The following is a 15,842-nucleotide window of genomic DNA, read 5'->3' as shown; positions in this document are numbered from 1 at the left end:
GTGTGCTTACTGCTCTTTAAACCGATAGCCGACCCCATAAAGGGTCTCGATCATCTCGAAGTCGTCGTCCGTCGCCTTGAACTTCTTGCGCAGGCGCTTGATGTGGCTGTCGATGGTGCGGTCATCCACATAGACCTGGTCGTCATAGGCGGCGTCCATCAAAGCATTGCGCGACTTGACCACGCCGGGCCGCAACGCCAGGGCCTGGAGGATCAGGAATTCGGTGACGGTCAGGGTCACGCGCTGCCCCTTCCAGGTGCAGGTGTGGCGCTCCTCGTCCATCACGAGCGAGCCGCGCTCGATCAGTGCCTTGCTGGGCGCAGGCTCGCCACCGGCACCGGTTGGGGCAGAAGGATCACGCGGTGCCGAACGACGCAGGATCGCCTTGACCCGCTCTACCAGGAGGCGCTGGCTGAACGGCTTGGTGATGAAATCGTCCGCGCCCATCTTGAGCCCGAACAACTCATCGATCTCCTCGTCCTTGGAGGTGAGGAAGATCACCGGTACGTCCGACTTTTGCCGCAGGCGCCGCAGCAATTCCATGCCGTCCATGCGGGGCATCTTGATATCAAGAATGGCAAGATCGGGCTTGTCGGCGGTAAGCCCCTCAAGGCCCGAGGCACCATCAGTATAAGTCGCGACCGCATAGCCTTCCGCCTCCAGTGTCAGCGACACCGACGTCAGAATATTGCGGTCGTCATCCACCAGGGCGATCTTTGGCATTTGGCTGCCTTTCGTTGTTTTGACGCTTGTTCTTATCAGCGGCATGCCGCTTTGTTTGCCGTTGCAGGCGACAATTACGCACTAAATAAGGCGTGGCCAAGGGAAGAGGCCACGACTTGGAGGCGTTTCCTTGCGACCGGGCCGATGCGACTTCCGTCTTACGACCCATGTCCGGATGGTTGTATGACCAATTCTGACCGTAACGTCCGCACCAATGGACCTTGGCATTGCAGCGTGCCAGCCGCCAGCGGAGTAGACGGAAATGAGCCAGTTCGACCATAACACCTTGCGAAACCGGGTCGGCGCCAGTGCCGCCGAATTGTCCCCCAACGACGTGGAAGCGGTACTGGTTGCGCGCGCCGTCGCTGCCGGCGGAGCGGAGTTGACGGCTGACGGCGCGGTTTCCGTGCGTACGGGGGCTTTTACCGGCCGCTCGCCGAAGGACAAGTTCATTGTTCGAGACGCGCTCACGGCCGAGACGGTCTGGTGGGACAACTCCGCTGCCATGTCTCCCGAAAACTTCGATCTGCTGCTGGCAGACGTGGAGGCCGCTCTGGCGGGCAGCACCATCTACCGGCAGGACCTGCTTGCAGGTGCTGACCCCGACCACCAGTACAAGGTGACCGTGCTGACGCCCAGTGCCTGGCACGCGCTCTTCATCCGTAATCTCCTGATCCGCCCCGGTGAAGGCATTCCCGAAAGCGATCGGGGACGAGAGGTCACCATTGTGCATGCCCCACACTTCAAGGCCGACCCGCAGCGCCATGGGAGCCGCACCGAGACGGTGGTCGCGCTCGACATGAGCCGCAACATTGTCGTCATCGGCGGCACGCTTTATGCCGGCGAGATCAAGAAGAGCGTCTTCTCGCTCTTTAACTTCCATGCGCCCAGCGACGGCGTTCTGCCCATGCACTGTTCGGCCAATGCCGGGCCGGATGGGCAGAGCGCCCTGTTCTTCGGTCTGTCGGGGACTGGCAAGACGACGCTCTCTAATGATCCCGCGCGTCCGCTGATCGGGGACGACGAGCATGGCTGGGGAGAAAACGGCATCTTCAATCTTGAGGGGGGGTGCTATGCCAAGACCGTCAAGCTCAGCCCCGAAGCGGAGCCCGAGATCTTCGCTGCCACGAAGCGGTTCGGCACGGTGCTCGAGAATGTGGTGCTCGATGCGGCCAAGCGGCCCCTCTTCGACGATGTCTCGTTGACCGAGAACACGCGAGCGGCCTATCCCATCCATGTTTTGCCCGCTATCGCCAAGGGCAGCGTGGGGGGCACGCCAAAAACCGTTGTGTTCCTAACAGCCGACGCTTTCGGCGTCTTGCCGCCGATTGCCCGGCTCACGCCCGACCAGGCTGTCTATCATTTTCTCTCTGGCTACACTGCCAAGGTGGCCGGCACTGAGCGTGGCGTCACCGAACCCCAGGCTACCTTCTCCGCCTGCTTCGGCGCTCCCTTCATGCCGCTCCATCCCACGGTTTATGGCCGGATGCTCGAGGACAAGCTGCGCGAGAGCGGCGCGGCTGCCTGGCTGATCAATACCGGCTGGACGGGAGGTGGATATGGCGTCGGCAAGCGCCTCGATCTGGCGTCCACGCGCCGCCTGCTGGCTGCTGCGCTCGATGGCTCGCTTGACGATGTGCCGACCCGCACCGACGAACTCTTTGGCCTAGCTGTGCCGCTCGAAGTTCCCGGCGTCGACACGCGCCTTCTGACCCCGCGTGACACTTGGGCCGATGCCGAGGCCTATGATCTTCAAGCAGCTCATCTGGCCGGTCTCTTCCGCCAGAACTTCGAAAAGTTCGGCAATGCTGCCGACGCTGCGCCGGGCCCGCGTTTCGCGGAGGCAGCCGAGTAGCGCACAATCCCTTGGCGCGCTTCCAAAGGAGGTGCGCCAAACAAGGGTAAGAAGCTGTTGCTGCTTCGTTCACGGTCAAGCACGATATCGCCACTATGCCCGCCATCAACAGCCATTAAGACTCTTTTAGGCGATTCCATGCGCCGGTAAGGTCATCGTGATTCGGTTGCTGAGGGACGTGCAGCCGATCCGAAGAGGCAGGATTCCCAAGGGACTCGCGTGTGCCGCTTCGCTTTGAGTGCAGGGCGTACGGCCATTTGGCCGCTTCAACAGCGAAAACAGCAAGAGGGTAGGGCATGGCGCCGGATCAACTCCGGAAGCGTTGGGGATTCGCGGTAGTGGCGGCAGCACCCCTCACCCTGATGACGGCAGTTCCGGCATTGGCTCAGGGTGTCCAGGCAGCCAGCTTTGCCAGCGCTGTCCCCTTGAGCTTTGCTGTGGGCGCCGGTGCCTTCGCGCTCCTGGCGCTTGCCGGCATCCGTTCCGCCAAGGCCGAAAGCCGGGCAGCCCGTCAACGGGCGGCGGGACAGGTTGCAACCCTCCGCGCGCAGCTCGATGAATACGAGGCTCTGCTTTCGGGAACGCGCGAGATCACCGTTCTGTGGACCGAGAACAACGTGGGCGACCCCAAATTCCTGGGCCAAGCTTCCGCTGTTCTCCCCGTCGGGCGCCCCCCCGAAAGCGCGCTCAAATTCCGCTCCTGGCTCCCGGCCAACGAGGCCGAACGTTTGGCCGAGCGGCTCGAAGGTCTGCGCGTGCACGGCCATGCTTTCGACGTCGTGCTCACAGCCCTCGACAACCGCTCGGTGCGGGCGAGTGGCTGGGTGCTGGGCGGCGGCGCGGCGATGCGCCTCAAGCCCGCCTTCATGCCCAAGGCGGCCGACGGTGTGGACCAACCTGCCCCCCAGGATACTGGCAGCGCGCGCACCATGCTGTCCTTGCTCGACCAGCCCGCCTTTCTGCGTGGCGACGGCGACCAGCTGATCTATGCCAACGCCGCCTATTTCCGCCTCGCCAAGGGGCTGGGCCGCAGCGGCAGCCCCGAAGCGCCGCCCGAGTTGCTTGATGCGACCACGCTCAAGCAGCATCTAGCCGCCTGTGCCGCCGCTGATGGTCCGGCCGGCTTGCGCATCAACTGGCCCAGCCAGGGCAGCTATGAGCTGATCGAGTTTTCCGCCGGTGGCGGCCGGGCCGGCTATCTCCGCCCCGTCAGCACGCCCGAAGCCACTGTTCCTGGCGAGGCCAGTTTCGCACCGATCGGCGGCATTATCGACGCGCTCGCCACGCCCATTGCCATCTTCAATGGGAAGCGCGAACTGGTGCAGTTCAACCAGGCCTATGGCAATCTATGGAACCTCCACCCCAAATTCCTCGCCCTAGGCCTTGATGAGCGCGCCATTCTCGACAAGCTGCGCACCGAGGGCCAATTGCCCAACCAGGTCGACTACCAGACCTGGCGCACCGAGCACCTCAAATCCTATGGCCGCAAGGCGCCGCACGAGAACGATCCCTGGCACCTGCCCGACGGACGCACCGTCAAGGTCTTTTCAGCGCCCGCCGGCCCAGAGGGCGGTGTCATCTATGTTTTCGAGGACATTACCGAGCGCCTCCAGCTCGAATCTACCAACAAAGCCTTTTCCAATGTGCAGCGTGAAACCATTAACGCGCTCTCGGAAGCCGTGGCGGTGTTCGGCACCAATGGCCGGCTGACGCTGTCCAACCCACGGCTCTCGGCGCTCTGGAAGCTGCCGATGAACGAGCTAGGCACTAATCCCCACATCGACCAGATCGCCGAAGCCACTGGCCGCGCCATCCCCGAGGACGGGGCGAGCATCTGGCGCGATCTCAAGCGCGGCATCATCGATCTCAACCCCACCCGCTCCGACACGACCGGCCGCATCAATCGTTCTGACGGGCGCCTGCTCGATTATGCCATCACCCGCCTGCCCGACGGGCAGACCATGATGACCTTTCTCGATGTCACCGAGAGCGCTAGCTATTCCAAGGTGCTCAAGGAGCGCAACGACGCGCTGGTCGCCGCCGACCTGCTCAAGGACGCCTTTGTCGAGAACGTCTCTTACGAACTGCGCTCGCCGCTGACCAACATCATCGGCTTTGCCGACCTGCTCGCCAACGAGAACGGAGCGCTGAGCGAGCGCCAGCGCGCCTATGTCGACTATATCCGGGCCTCTTCGGTCACCTTGGGCGTCCTTATCGACAATATCCTCGACCTTGCCTCGGTCGATGCCGGCATCGCCGAGTTGCGCCCTGAACTCCTCGACGTGCCCGGCCTCGTCGAAAAAGCCCGCGCCGGGCTTTCGGCCACCTTCCCCGAAATCTCGGGCGAACGGCCGATCAATCTTGTGGTCGATATCGAGGACAATCTGCCCCCCTTTATCGCCGATGGCACGCGCGTGGTGCAGGTGCTCTACAATCTGCTCTCCAACGCCGCGCGCTTCTCGCCGCCCGGCGGGGAAATCCGGCTCAGCATCAGCCATCGCGCCGGCCGCATGCTCTTTGTCATCGAGGATGAGGGCCCCGGCCTCACCGATGAGATGAAGGCGGCCATCCAGACCCGCGTTGATGCTCCGGTCGGCCGTCAGCGCGGAGCGGGCCTTGGCCTCTCCATCGTCAAGACCTTCGTTAACCTCCATGGCGGCACCATCAACACCGAGCGGCGCGAGCCACGCGGCAGCCGCATCATCGTCAACCTGCCGCGCGACAGCGCCATGGCGGGCGTTGCCGAATAAATGGAGCGCTTCCTCCCCGACGACGCAGCGACGGCAGCCCTGGGCGCCGAACTCGCCGCAAGCCTCAAGGGCGGGGACATCGTGGTGCTCCAAGGCGATCTGGGTGCCGGCAAGACGGCGCTGGCCCGCGCGATCATCCGCATCCTTGCCGGGGACCCGGCCCTCGAAGTGCCATCGCCCACCTTCGCGCTGATCCAGCCCTATGACACGCCGCGGGGCCCGGTTCTGCATGCCGATCTCTACCGGCTGGGCGATCCGCGCGAGGTCGATGAACTGGGCCTGCTCGACAATCCCGGCGCCATTGTCCTCGTGGAATGGGCCGAGCGCGCGCCCGAACTGGTCGAGGCCGCCACCGTCACCGTCCACCTTGCCATTCCGCCCGGCGGCGTTGGACGGCAGGTGTTAATCGAGCGGAACTGACGGGCCGGGCCGCTGTTGGGTTCTCCAAGGACCCAAGGAGTAGCGGCCATGCAGATCCCGGCAGTTGATCCCATTCCCGGCGATATTCCACCCCCGCCCATGCCGCCCGGTGAGCCGGCACCTATTGATCCCGGTGATGACGATGCCCCGCTGCCGGGCGAGGAGCCGCAGCGCCAGCCGATCATCCCACCGCGCCCCGAGCCCATGCCCGAGATCGATCCGCCACCCGTGCGGATCTAGAGGCGCTTGAGGGTCTCGGCGTCTTCTTTGCCGCCAAAGAACACCTCGAGCGCTTGCCCGAACAAGTCCTCTTCGGGCGCGGCGCGATGGAATAGCGTCATCGAGGAGCCAAATTTAAGGTCGTCGGGATGGCCGAAAATGTCGCTTAGTGTCCGCGGTGCCGGGCCGTCGTGGCCATGCAACAGCACCGCGCTCGTGCATTCCCGCAGGCGTCCGCCCAGGATGGGATGGGCGAGATAGTCGCGCGCCGCCTCAAGGCCCGGCAGGGCAAAGCGCCGCGCCATCTCGCTCGATCCCAGCCCCGCAATCTGGGGGAAGATGAACCACATCCAGTGCGTGCGCTTGGCGCCGATGCGCAACTCGCGCAGCACATCGGGGTAGATGCTGTTCTGCGCGTCAAGAAATTGGGTGACCAGCGCGCCGTCCATTGGTCCTGTCCTCCTGTGATTGTCGGGGGGAAAAGCCGCAGCGGCGCGTCTGGATGCATCCGAGGCTAGCTGCCCAACGTGTCCTTGCCGTCCGCTTCTTCTTCGAGGGTCACCGCCACATCGCCATTGGCCGACAGGCGCACCGCCCCATCTTCGACTTCGGCCACGAGGTTGCCGGGGATGAAATGGTGGTGGCCCTTGTGCTGGCCCATGCCGCTATCGGCCTTGGTGAGCTTGATGCGGTCGCCCTCGACATGATCGACGGTCCCCACATGCGCGCCATCGGCGCCATAAACATCCATATGCTCGCGGATCGCACTGAGATCGGCCACGACATTTCTCCTTGGCTTGAGTGTCTTGGGGTAACGGACGGGGCGCCGAGAAGATGCATGGTGCCCGAGATGTTGCCGGCGGCTGTCTGCGAGCTGTGCTCCGGGCCGAAACCATCCTATGGCTGGTAGATGCTAAGAGTGGACGCATGTCGCTAGGTGACTTTGTATGCCTGTGTGCAGCGTCCACTTCGCTGTTGATTAAAGAACAAAAAGAGAAGAGCGTCTAAACTAGAGTCGTGAAATAGAGGGACTGGTAAGAAATGGCAGACGCGTCATCCTATCCGCAGATACGTCCACCGTGTGGTGGGGTGTGAGGTCGATACTAAATAGATCTCCTCGGATAGCCATCACTGAAGATTTGCTTGGCATAGAATTGAGCGTCCAGCCTGCTGCTGCCAGGCAGTACGTCACTGAACTAAAGCGTGTGGGTCTGCTTAGTGAGGAGAATCGGGCGACGGAACTAGCAAACCGCTGGCGAATGGAAGAGTCTTACGCCGAGGCGGTTCAAGAGATTCTCAAGAAATCCTACGGCGAGGAACTGCTGGCAGTGGCTCCCGATCCTACGGACCGTCCGAAGGCGATAGCTTGGTTTCAGCGCCAGGGGCTCGGCGAGGGCTCGGCAAGGAACAAGGCTGCAACCTACATGATGATCGCTAGCCCGTCTCCGGGTGAGGCTGGCGCTCGCTCTTCAAATGCGGCTGCGGCCAAGCCAAAGGCCCAGAAGTCTAGGGAGTCAAAAGCGCCGCCGAAGGATACGGCGCCAAGAGAAAATACAGGATCAGATGGTCCCGACCAAACCCCGGTCTCTCTATTCCCGGTAAACCTGAACCTGCAGATCCATATCAGTGCTGACGTAAGTTCAGATCAGATAGACGCGATTTTTGCATCGATGAAGAGGCACTTGGGGAATGCCAAGCTTACTTGAAGGTGTGCGCCAGTTTAGAGAGTACTTACTTGAGGTCGGTGCGGCCCAGTCCACGCTGAATCTGCCTGCACCTAGAATGCTCGCATATGTGGCTTCCGATGACGAGCTTGATCCCCAGAATCTCTTTGGCGCACTGATAACCGAGCCAGAGATCGTCAATGTTTCTCGTGATCTATTTGTGTCGGGGCATTTTTCCTTGGCTATTCAGGAAGCGCTGAAAGCGTTGGAGAAGGTCATTCAAACGAAGGCGGGAAACAACTTAAGCGGAACATCACTGATGGAGCAGGTTTTCAGTCCGAAGGTGCCTTTGCTTGTTTGGTCCGCTCGTAGGACTCGGAGCGAGCAGGACGAACAGTTGGGCTATCACCGCCTGTTCTCGGGAGCAGTGCTAGGGATACGTAATCCCTGCGCACATGAGTTCAAGTGGGTGGACGATGCAGAGACAGGGTTGGAGATACTTTGCTTCGCGCAGCATCTGCTCAAGAAGGCCAAAGTAGCGAGTCGAACCGAAGACGTCGTGGCTGATTGCCCCTAATGCGCCTCGTCCCAATTATACGCCGCGTGCGCGTCTACCCGGATCGGCACGGTTAGGCGGACCGCTGGCTCGGCCGCGGTTTCCATGACGTTGCGGATCACGGGGATCGCCTGCTCCTGCGTGCCTTCGGGTACTTCGAAGATCAGTTCGTCATGCACCTGCAAGAGCATGTCGGCTTCGATTCCGGCGGTGGCGAGGGCGGGTTCCATGCGGATCATGGCGCGGCGGATGATGTCGGCGGCCGTGCCCTGGATGGGAGCGTTGATCGAGGCGCGCTCGACAAAGCTGCGCTCGCTTGGATTGTGCGAATTGGCATTGGGGAAGTTGATCTTGCGGCCAAAGAGCGTGCCGACAAAGCCGTCCTTTTTCACCCGCCGCTTCTGCTCGTCCATATAGTCGCGGATGCCGGGGAAGCGCTCGAAATAGGTCTTGATATACTCGCCCGCTACCGAGCGCTCGATGCCCAGCTGGTTGGCGAGGCCGAAGGCCGAAATGCCGTAGATGATGCCGAAATTAATCGCCTTGGCGCGGCGGCGCACTTCGCTGGGCATGCCTTCCACCGGCACCCCGAACATTTCGCTCGCCGTCATGGCGTGAATGTCGAGCCCTTCCTCGAAGGCATCCTTGAGCGCGCCGATATTGGCGATATGGGCGAGGACGCGCAGCTCGATCTGCGAATAGTCGGCCGAGATCAGGATTTTGCCGGGCGGGGCCACAAAGGCCGAGCGGATCTTGCGGCCATCCTCGGTGCGCACCGGGATGTTCTGCAGGTTCGGATCGTTGGACGAGAGCCGCCCCGTCAACACCGAATGCTGCGAATAGGTGGTGTGGACGCGGCCAGTGCGCGCATTGATGTAGCTGGGCAGGGCATCGGTATAGGTGCCCATGAGCTTGGTGAGTTGGCGCCAGTCGACGACGGCGCGGGCGAGCGGAATGCCCTTGGCGGCAAGGTCCTCGAGCACATCGGCGCCGGTCGACCAGGCGCCCGTCTTGGTCTTGGTGCCGCCGGGCAGGGCCATCTTGTCAAAAAGGATCTCGCCCAATTGCTTGGGGGAGCCCAGATTGAACTTCTCGCCAGCCAACTCATGCGCCTCCGCCTCGATGGCCGCGGCGCGCTGGGCGAACTCGCCCGAAAGGCGCGACAGGATCTGCCGGTCGATGGAAATGCCGCGCGACTCCATGCGCGCCAGCACGGGCGCCAGCGGCCGCTCGATGGTCTCGTAAAGGCTGGTCATGTTTTCGGCCACGAGGCGCGGTTTCAGTACCCGCCAGAGGCGGATGGTGAGATCGGAATCCTCGGCGGCATAGCGGGCAGCGTCGGCGATGGGCACCTGGGCAAAGGTCTTTTGCGTCTTGCCCGAGCCGATTAGTTCCTTGATGGGAATGCCCGAGACGCCCAGCCAGTGCTCGGAAAGCTCGCTCATGGTGTTGAACTGCGGGCCATCCAGCGAATAGCTCAGCAGTAGTGTATCGTCGATGGACTGGACCTCGATGCCATAGCGGCGCAGCAGGCCCAGATCATATTTGGCGTTGTGGAAGATCTTGAGGATGGACCGGTCGGCAAAGACGGGTTTGAGCAGATCCAGCGCCTCGCGAATGGGCATCTGCCCCTCGGCCTTGCCCCCGCCCAGAAGATCATTCTCGCCGTCGCTATGCCCCAACGGAATATAGGCGCCATTGCCTGGCGCGGTGGAGAGCGAAATGCCGACCAGGTCCGCCGTCTGGTTGTCGAGCCCGGTGGTTTCGGTGTCGGTTGCGACCAGCCCCTCGCGATAGATCGCCTCGATCCAGCGCCCCAGATGCTCGGCATCGCGGATGATCTCGTAGCCATCCGGATTGAACGGAATGGCGCGCGTCGCCTCGTGCATGGCGCGGGCATGGAGCACCACGGGCGTGTCCGAACGCCCCTCCGCCTCCTGCCGGCGCTGCCGCGCCTCGGCCCGCGCCGCATTGTCGAAGCCCACCGCGCCAGTTCCCTTGGCGGCAAGTTCGGGATCTGCCGCCCAGTCATCGGGGTTGGCATCGAGCAGCCCGGCCAGCCGCTTGGTGATGGTGGCGAACTCCATCGCCTTTAAAAACGGAAAGAGCTTGCCTGGTTCGACCGGTTGGCGCTCCAGCGCATCGAGTGACAGCACCACGGGCACGTCCTGCTCGAGCGTCACCAGCTTCTTGCTGATGCGGGCGAGTTCGGCATGCTCGCGCAGCTTCTCGCGCCGGGCGTTCTGCTTGATCTCGTCGACATGATCGAGAAGGTTCTCGACTGTGCCATAAGTGTTGATCAGTTCGGCAGCAGTTTTGACCCCGATTCCGGGGACGCCGGGGACATTATCGACGCTATCGCCGCACAGCGCCTGCACCTCGATGACCTTGTCGGGGCCAACGCCGAACTTCTTGAACACCTCCTCAACGCCGATCCAGCGGAGCGGCGGCTGGCCGGGGCGGGGGATGGTGTCGAGCATGCGAATGGTGTCATCGGGCTCGACCAGCTGCATCAAGTCCTTGTCGGAGCTGACGATTGTCACCTTGCCACCGGCATGCTTGGCCTGGCAGGCATAGGTGGCGATGATGTCGTCGGCCTCCCAGCCCTCCTGCTCGATGCAAGCGATGTTGAACGCCCGGGTCGCCGAGCGCGTCAGGGGAAACTGCGGCACCAGCTCTTCGGGTGCCGGCGGCCGCTGCGCCTTGTAATCGGCATAGATATCGTCCCGGAACGTCTTGGCCGAATGGTCGAAGATCACGGCCATATGGGTCGGCGCGTCCTCGCCCTTGAGGTCGTCCATGAGCTTCCAGAGCATGTTGCAGAAGCCCTGCACGCAGCCCACGGGCAGGCCATCCGACTTGCGGTTGAGCTGGGGCAGGGCGTGGAAGGCGCGGAAGATATAGGCCGAGCCATCGACGAGCAGCAAATGCATGGAAAGCGATTCCGGAAGATGAAGGTAAGCCGACTTTAGGCCAGTTGGTCGCCGGGCAAAAGGGGCGGCTTGGCCGCGCCGCCGCCTTGCCGGTGACCCAATTGTGACACGATTTTAATTTAGTGCCACTCGTCAAAGGCCCGGCTCTGGGCTATCGTCGAGGCACTGGCTTCCCCTGCTTATCTCCAGCGGGTCGGTCTCATCAGCACTAAGCAGGGACACGTAAGGCGGCGTGTTTCTGGGTGCAGTTTGATCCGTCCTAAGAAAGTCGGCCATGGACCACTCCGATACCAATATCGGTTCTGCTACGATTCTGGTGGTGGACGATGACGCGCTCATCAACATCAATACCGTCGATATGGTGCAGGAGCTTGGTCACACTGCGCTTGAAGCCTATTCCGCCCGCGAGGCGCTCGATATTCTCAACGGCCGCAAGGTCGATGTGCTGATCACCGACTATTCCATGCCTGGCATGAGCGGGCTTGAGCTGGCGCACAAGGCGCGCGAGATCCAGCCGGCACTCTCAGTCCTGTTGGCAACCGGTTATGGCGACTTGCCGGACGGTCACGTCACGGATCTGCCGCGCCTGTCCAAGCCTTTTCAGCAGGATGAGCTGGTGGAGCTGCTCGCCCGCGTTTTGCCGCTGCAGAAGGCTTGATTAATCTCGGCCCACACGACAAGAAGGTCAGATTGAGCACGTCGTGTGCGGCCGCCGGCAGGGCCGCCCCCGGAGGCTATTCTGTTTCGCGCGTCTAGCCTTTCTGCGGTCGACCTGTTCGGTGTCTTCAACGCCTCGCCCAATCCCTACGTCATCCTGGATCTCGAGCTGACCATCGTCGGCTGCAATGACGCCTATCTGCGCGTCACCGGCCGCACGCGCGACGACATTGTCGGCCGCAACATGTTCGACGCCTTTCCCGCCGATCCCGGTACCCCTGGCGGACGCCTCCTGCGCGCTTCGCTGGCCAAGGTCATTGCCGAGGGCGAGCCCGACGAAATCGCGCTTATTCCCTATGACACCAGCCGGCCCGGCGAGGCGCCGGCCATGCGCTATTGGAGCGCCACCCATACGCCCATTCGCGACGGGGAGGGCAGACTGGCCTTCATCCTGCAACACACCACGGATGTCACCGAAGTCGAGCGGTTGCGCAGTGCCAGCGCGGCGCAGAACGAAGCCGGCATTCTCAACCGTGCTGCCGCCGTGCAGGCTGAGAACGTTGCGCTCAGTCAGCAATCGAGCCAGTTGCGGCGCCTCTTCCAGCAGACGCCCAGTTTCATGGCGATGGTGGAGGGACCGGACCACGTCTTCACCTTGGTCAATGATGCCTATTCAGGACTGGTTGGCCACCGCCCCGATCTCATCGGTAAACCCGCTGCACAAGCCCTGCCGGAAGTGGTCGAGCAAGGTTTCATCGCGCTGCTAGATCAGGTCCGCACTACAGGCGAACCGTTCATTGGCCGTGCCGCACCTATCCTGCTCCAGCAGGGTTCCGGTGGACTGCCCGAGCGCCGCTATCTTGATTTCATCTACCAGCCCATCCGCGAACCCGATGGCGGCGTGTCGGGCATATTCGTGCAGGGGCACGACATCACCGAGCAGAAGGTCGCCCAATCAGAACTCGAGCGGCAGCGCGAGATCCTGCGGCTGGCGCAGGAAGCGGGTGGCGTGGGCACCTTTGTCTGGGATCTCGTGAGCGGTTACATTGCAGGATCCGAAACCTTATATGGGGATCGTCAACTGCAAATGGGCCTTACCTCCGCACCGTCAGGTGCCTTCAAGTATCGCAGATCCATTTTGGCGGGTCCGTTTGCGCGACGCGGTTCGCGAGCGAACCCAGTCCACCTTATATTCGGTCAGGGCATATGCACCTGTTCCATGATCCCGCTTGCGGCGGATACGGACCCAGAAGACGAGACCATTCTTCAACGGCGGCTATATTAAGCCATGAGTTTCGTCGGTTCGTCTGCCGAGGATCATTCGAAGGCCGATCAGCCCTCGAAGATTACTGAAGCTGAGCTGGGCTTACGCTGATGATTTCGTTAGAACCGCTCCTTCTATGACAACGCCCGCGTTCACGTATTTCCACAGCGCGACAAGCAGTTTGCGGGCAAGGGCGACAATTGCAGTCTTCTTGTACCGGCCACCGCTCTGCATGACGCGCGTCCTGAACCATTGACTGAGGGTCGAGTTCGGCTGATGGCGCACCCAGAGCCAGGCAACTTGTACAAGCGTCGATCGCAGCCGAGGATTGCCGGATTTCGACACCCCTTGCTCATAATTGATCAGGCCACTTTGCCACGGCGTTGGGGCAAGACCTGCGTAAGCGGCGACCTGCCTTCGGTTGTCGAACTTCCGGGAAAGTCCCTCGGACCACAAGACAGCCGCAAATTCCGGGCCGATACCCTTGAGATTGAGCAACAGCGCCGGTGTGGGCACATCTGCCGCAGCGAGCATAGCATCGCGTTCCTCCTCGACGGCCTTGATCTGCTGGATCAGCAACTCGATCCGATCAAGTTCGCGGCTGATCTGTGCCCTGAGTGCCGGCGGCAACGGCCGTCCATCTCCGGTGGCAAGCAGATCGAGGCACTTGCGTCGGTCGGCCTTCAACGGCTCGTATCCGGCCACGCCTTGGCTGAACAGCAGACCCTTTATCCTGTTGACGTGCCTGATCCGCTCGTTCGTCAGCGCCTTTCGCTCGCGCACTAGACGGCGACGATCCTCCTCCTCCGGCGTTGGCACCCGCAACATGGCACAAACGCGAGGCTCGCCGCGACTGTAAGCCAGTAAAGCCCGGATGAGTGCCTCGCCGTCGATCCGGTCGGTCTTGGCCCGGCGGCGGCGGCGTGATGTGGCAATCGACGCCGGGTCGACGACGTAGCTTTCGATACCTTCGCGCCCAAGAACCCGGTGTATCCAGAATCCATCCAAACCGGCCTCCTGGATGCAAATGATCCGCAAGTTATGTTTCGTTCTTTCTTCCGCCTTGCGTTGCAGTTCAGCGAAGTGGTCGAGCAAACCCGGAACGTCACCCGCCGACACGATGTGTCGCGACATTTTCTCGCCGCGTCCCGGAGAGAGGGACGTCACAAGCCACTTTGAACGAGACAGTTCTAACGAGACAAATATTGCGGCAAGATCGACGCGGATTGGGGCCGGAGCTTTGGTGCTGTTGGCTTGCATGCTAACCTCCAGGTGATGTTTGGCGACCTCACTCTGGCAGAGCGTTGGCCGCTTTCCATCCCCATAGGATCTTCAACCGGCTTTATGGGTTGCCGGCGCAGTCACCGCCGCAACCCTATGAGCAGTTTGCCAAGGCTGTTCACCCCGACGATCTCGATCGCATCGTACGAGCGGCTCCGACGCTGGAAGCAGGCGTCCAGCCGAACGAATATCGTGTCATCCGCTCCGATGGCAGCGTGCGCTGGCTGCAGCGGCAGGGCAGCATCATCCGCGATGCAGCCGGCAAGCCCGTGCAGGTGCTCGGTGTCAGCTTCGACGTTACCGACCGCAAGGAGCGCGAGGCGCAGATTACCCTTCTCGCCCAGGAAGCAGCGCACCGCGTCAAGAACATGCTGGCGATGGTGCAGGGCATCATGGCGCAATCGCTCCGGTCGGCGACCGACATGAAGCAGGCGCGCGAGGTGATCGGGGCGCGGCTGGTCGCGCTGGCGGAGGCGCAGGATCTATTAACGCGTGGCGATGCCACTGCCGCCGCCATGGACGATGTGGTCGCCGCCACCATCCGCCTGCACAATGATGGCGATGGCCGTTTCGCCGTCGAAGGTCCCGATGCCCAGTTGAGCTCGAAGGTGGTCCTCAGTCTGGGCCTGATGCTGCATGAACTGGCCACTAATGCCCTGAAATACGGCGCGCTGAGCGTTCCCGAGGGGCGGGTTGAGATTACCTGGGCCCGAGTTGCGATGGAGGCCGGCGCAGCCGTTGCCTTCACCTGGCGCGAACTGAACGGGCCCGCTGTCGTGCCACCAGACACGCGCGGCTTTGGCTCACGCCTTATCGAGCGCGGTGTTGCTTCCAATCTGGGCAGCCACGTTGATCTCGACTACGCAGCAAGCGGCTTTGTCTGCCGGGCCGTGATCCCCGTCGAAGGCTAGCGCAACCCGGACTCTTCGAGGAGGCCGGCGCGCTTGGCGTCATAATAATAGCCGCTCGCATAAAAGCGCACCGCCCGGTCGTGATTGCCACCGGCAGTCAAATAGGCGCCAGCGAGATAGCGCACCGCGTAGCGCAGATTGGTTTCCGGATCGAGCAGGCCTGATGGGGCACCGCGATAGCCTTGACCGCTAGCCGTGGCGTGGCTGATCTGCATCAATCCGTAATAAGGCCCGTTGCGCGCACTGGGATTGTACCGGCTCTCGCGCACGATCACGCGGCGAACCAGGGCCTCGGGCACCTTGTACTGCTGCGAGTAATGCGCGATCAGGCCATCCAACGACCCACCCGCATAGGCCAGGGCAGCGGGAGCCGGTGGCACTGCGGCGGCGTCGGGCACGTGCCCCGCTGGCGTGGGGGCCACCGCGGCAATTGCTGCCGATGCGGGCCCCGGCTTCATCCCGCTCATCGAGCATCCAGCGACGACCAGTGCCAAGGCGCTGGCTGCGGTCAGGGGTCCAAGGCTCTTCGCCATACGTGCTGCCATTCTCATGTGGGATACTCTAGGGGCTCTTTGCCCGGGCGCATAGGGTGCAAGTAGGGCGGCTTGA

The 15,842-nt window shown here is 62.3% G+C and carries 14 protein-coding genes and 1 pseudogene; 9 read left to right on the top strand and 6 right to left on the bottom strand.

Annotated elements, in window-relative coordinates; all coding sequences use genetic code 11:
* Positions 1-6: 6 nt before the first annotated feature.
* Positions 7-723: a response regulator transcription factor gene (locus tag QOV41_RS18695; RefSeq protein WP_284578433.1), complete on the bottom strand. Its 717-nt coding sequence runs from the start codon at positions 721-723 to the stop codon at positions 7-9.
* A 262-nt stretch (positions 724-985) separates the two neighbouring features.
* On the opposite strand from QOV41_RS18695, the gene pckA reads away from it, so the two are divergent.
* The 4 genes from pckA (at position 986) to QOV41_RS18675 (ending at position 5,988) form a co-directional block, all read left to right on the top strand.
* The gene (gene pckA / locus QOV41_RS18690) at positions 986-2,578 is read left to right on the top strand and encodes a phosphoenolpyruvate carboxykinase (ATP) (RefSeq protein ID WP_284578432.1); all 1,593 of its coding nucleotides are present in this window, start codon (positions 986-988) and stop codon (positions 2,576-2,578) included.
* 296 nt (positions 2,579-2,874) lie between these two features.
* On the top strand, positions 2,875-5,328 hold the full coding sequence (locus tag QOV41_RS18685; RefSeq protein WP_284578431.1) for a sensor histidine kinase: 2,454 nt from the start codon (positions 2,875-2,877) through the stop codon (positions 5,326-5,328).
* Positions 5,329-5,748: a tRNA (adenosine(37)-N6)-threonylcarbamoyltransferase complex ATPase subunit type 1 TsaE gene (tsaE, locus tag QOV41_RS18680; RefSeq protein ID WP_284578429.1), complete on the top strand. Its 420-nt coding sequence runs from the start codon at positions 5,329-5,331 to the stop codon at positions 5,746-5,748.
* 48 nt (positions 5,749-5,796) lie between these two features.
* The gene (locus QOV41_RS18675) at positions 5,797-5,988 is read left to right on the top strand and encodes a hypothetical protein (protein ID WP_284578428.1); all 192 of its coding nucleotides are present in this window, start codon (positions 5,797-5,799) and stop codon (positions 5,986-5,988) included.
* Here QOV41_RS18675 and QOV41_RS18670 read toward each other — a convergent pair.
* Together QOV41_RS18670 and QOV41_RS18665 are read right to left on the bottom strand one after the other, a co-directional pair.
* Entirely contained in the window at positions 5,985-6,416 is a 432-nt protein-coding gene (locus QOV41_RS18670; protein WP_284578426.1) for a DUF1810 domain-containing protein, read from the bottom strand. The genes QOV41_RS18675 and QOV41_RS18670 overlap by 4 nt on opposite strands.
* A 65-nt stretch (positions 6,417-6,481) precedes the next feature.
* Complete coding sequence (locus QOV41_RS18665) at positions 6,482-6,748, bottom strand: DUF2171 domain-containing protein (protein WP_284578424.1); 267 nt, start codon at positions 6,746-6,748, stop codon at positions 6,482-6,484.
* 478 nt (positions 6,749-7,226) lie between these two features.
* Between QOV41_RS18665 and QOV41_RS18660 the strand changes: the two genes are divergently transcribed.
* Positions 7,227-7,673, top strand: coding sequence for a hypothetical protein (locus QOV41_RS18660; protein WP_284578423.1), 447 nt, complete (start codon positions 7,227-7,229; stop codon positions 7,671-7,673).
* The gene (locus QOV41_RS18655; RefSeq protein WP_284578422.1) at positions 7,657-8,208 is read left to right on the top strand and encodes a TIGR02391 family protein; all 552 of its coding nucleotides are present in this window, start codon (positions 7,657-7,659) and stop codon (positions 8,206-8,208) included. The genes QOV41_RS18660 and QOV41_RS18655 overlap by 17 nt, the downstream gene beginning before the upstream one ends.
* Here the strand turns inward: QOV41_RS18655 and polA are convergent.
* Positions 8,205-11,120 (bottom strand): DNA polymerase I, encoded by a 2,916-nt coding sequence (polA, locus tag QOV41_RS18650; protein ID WP_284578420.1) that lies wholly within the window; start codon positions 11,118-11,120, stop codon positions 8,205-8,207. The two genes, QOV41_RS18655 and polA, sit on opposite strands and share 4 nt — an antisense overlap.
* Before the next feature lie 274 nt (positions 11,121-11,394).
* Here polA and QOV41_RS18645 point away from each other — a divergent pair, with 274 nt between their 5' ends.
* Positions 11,395-11,778, top strand: a complete 384-nt coding sequence (locus tag QOV41_RS18645; protein ID WP_284578418.1) for a response regulator — start codon at positions 11,395-11,397, stop codon at positions 11,776-11,778.
* 45 nt (positions 11,779-11,823) lie between these two features.
* Positions 11,824-13,062 carry a PAS domain-containing protein gene (locus QOV41_RS18640; RefSeq protein ID WP_284578417.1) on the top strand — a complete coding sequence of 413 codons (1,239 nt, stop codon included), beginning with the start codon at positions 11,824-11,826 and terminating at the stop codon, positions 13,060-13,062.
* A gap of 81 nt (positions 13,063-13,143) precedes the next feature.
* On the opposite strand, the gene QOV41_RS18635 is transcribed toward QOV41_RS18640, so the two are convergent.
* A complete protein-coding gene (locus QOV41_RS18635; RefSeq protein ID WP_284578415.1) occupies positions 13,144-14,301 on the bottom strand; it encodes an IS110 family RNA-guided transposase in 1,158 nt (385 codons plus the stop codon).
* Between the two features lie 44 nt (positions 14,302-14,345).
* On the opposite strand from QOV41_RS18635, the gene QOV41_RS18630 reads away from it, so the two are divergent.
* Positions 14,346-15,233, top strand: coding sequence for a sensor histidine kinase (locus QOV41_RS18630; RefSeq protein WP_284578413.1), 888 nt, complete (start codon positions 14,346-14,348; stop codon positions 15,231-15,233).
* Here the strand turns inward: QOV41_RS18630 and QOV41_RS18625 are convergent.
* Positions 15,230-15,676: pseudogene (locus tag QOV41_RS18625) on the bottom strand (transglycosylase SLT domain-containing protein); the annotation flags it as partial. The gene QOV41_RS18630 and the pseudogene QOV41_RS18625 sit on opposite strands and share 4 nt — an antisense overlap.
* Positions 15,677-15,842 lie beyond the last annotated feature (166 nt).

The organism is Devosia sp. RR2S18 (assembly GCF_030177755.1).
In the GTDB taxonomy this organism is placed as follows: Bacteria; Pseudomonadota; Alphaproteobacteria; order Rhizobiales; family Devosiaceae; genus Devosia; species Devosia rhizosphaerae.
Note: the sequence above shows the minus strand (reverse complement) of the source record. Positions and strands in the feature narration are given on the sequence as shown.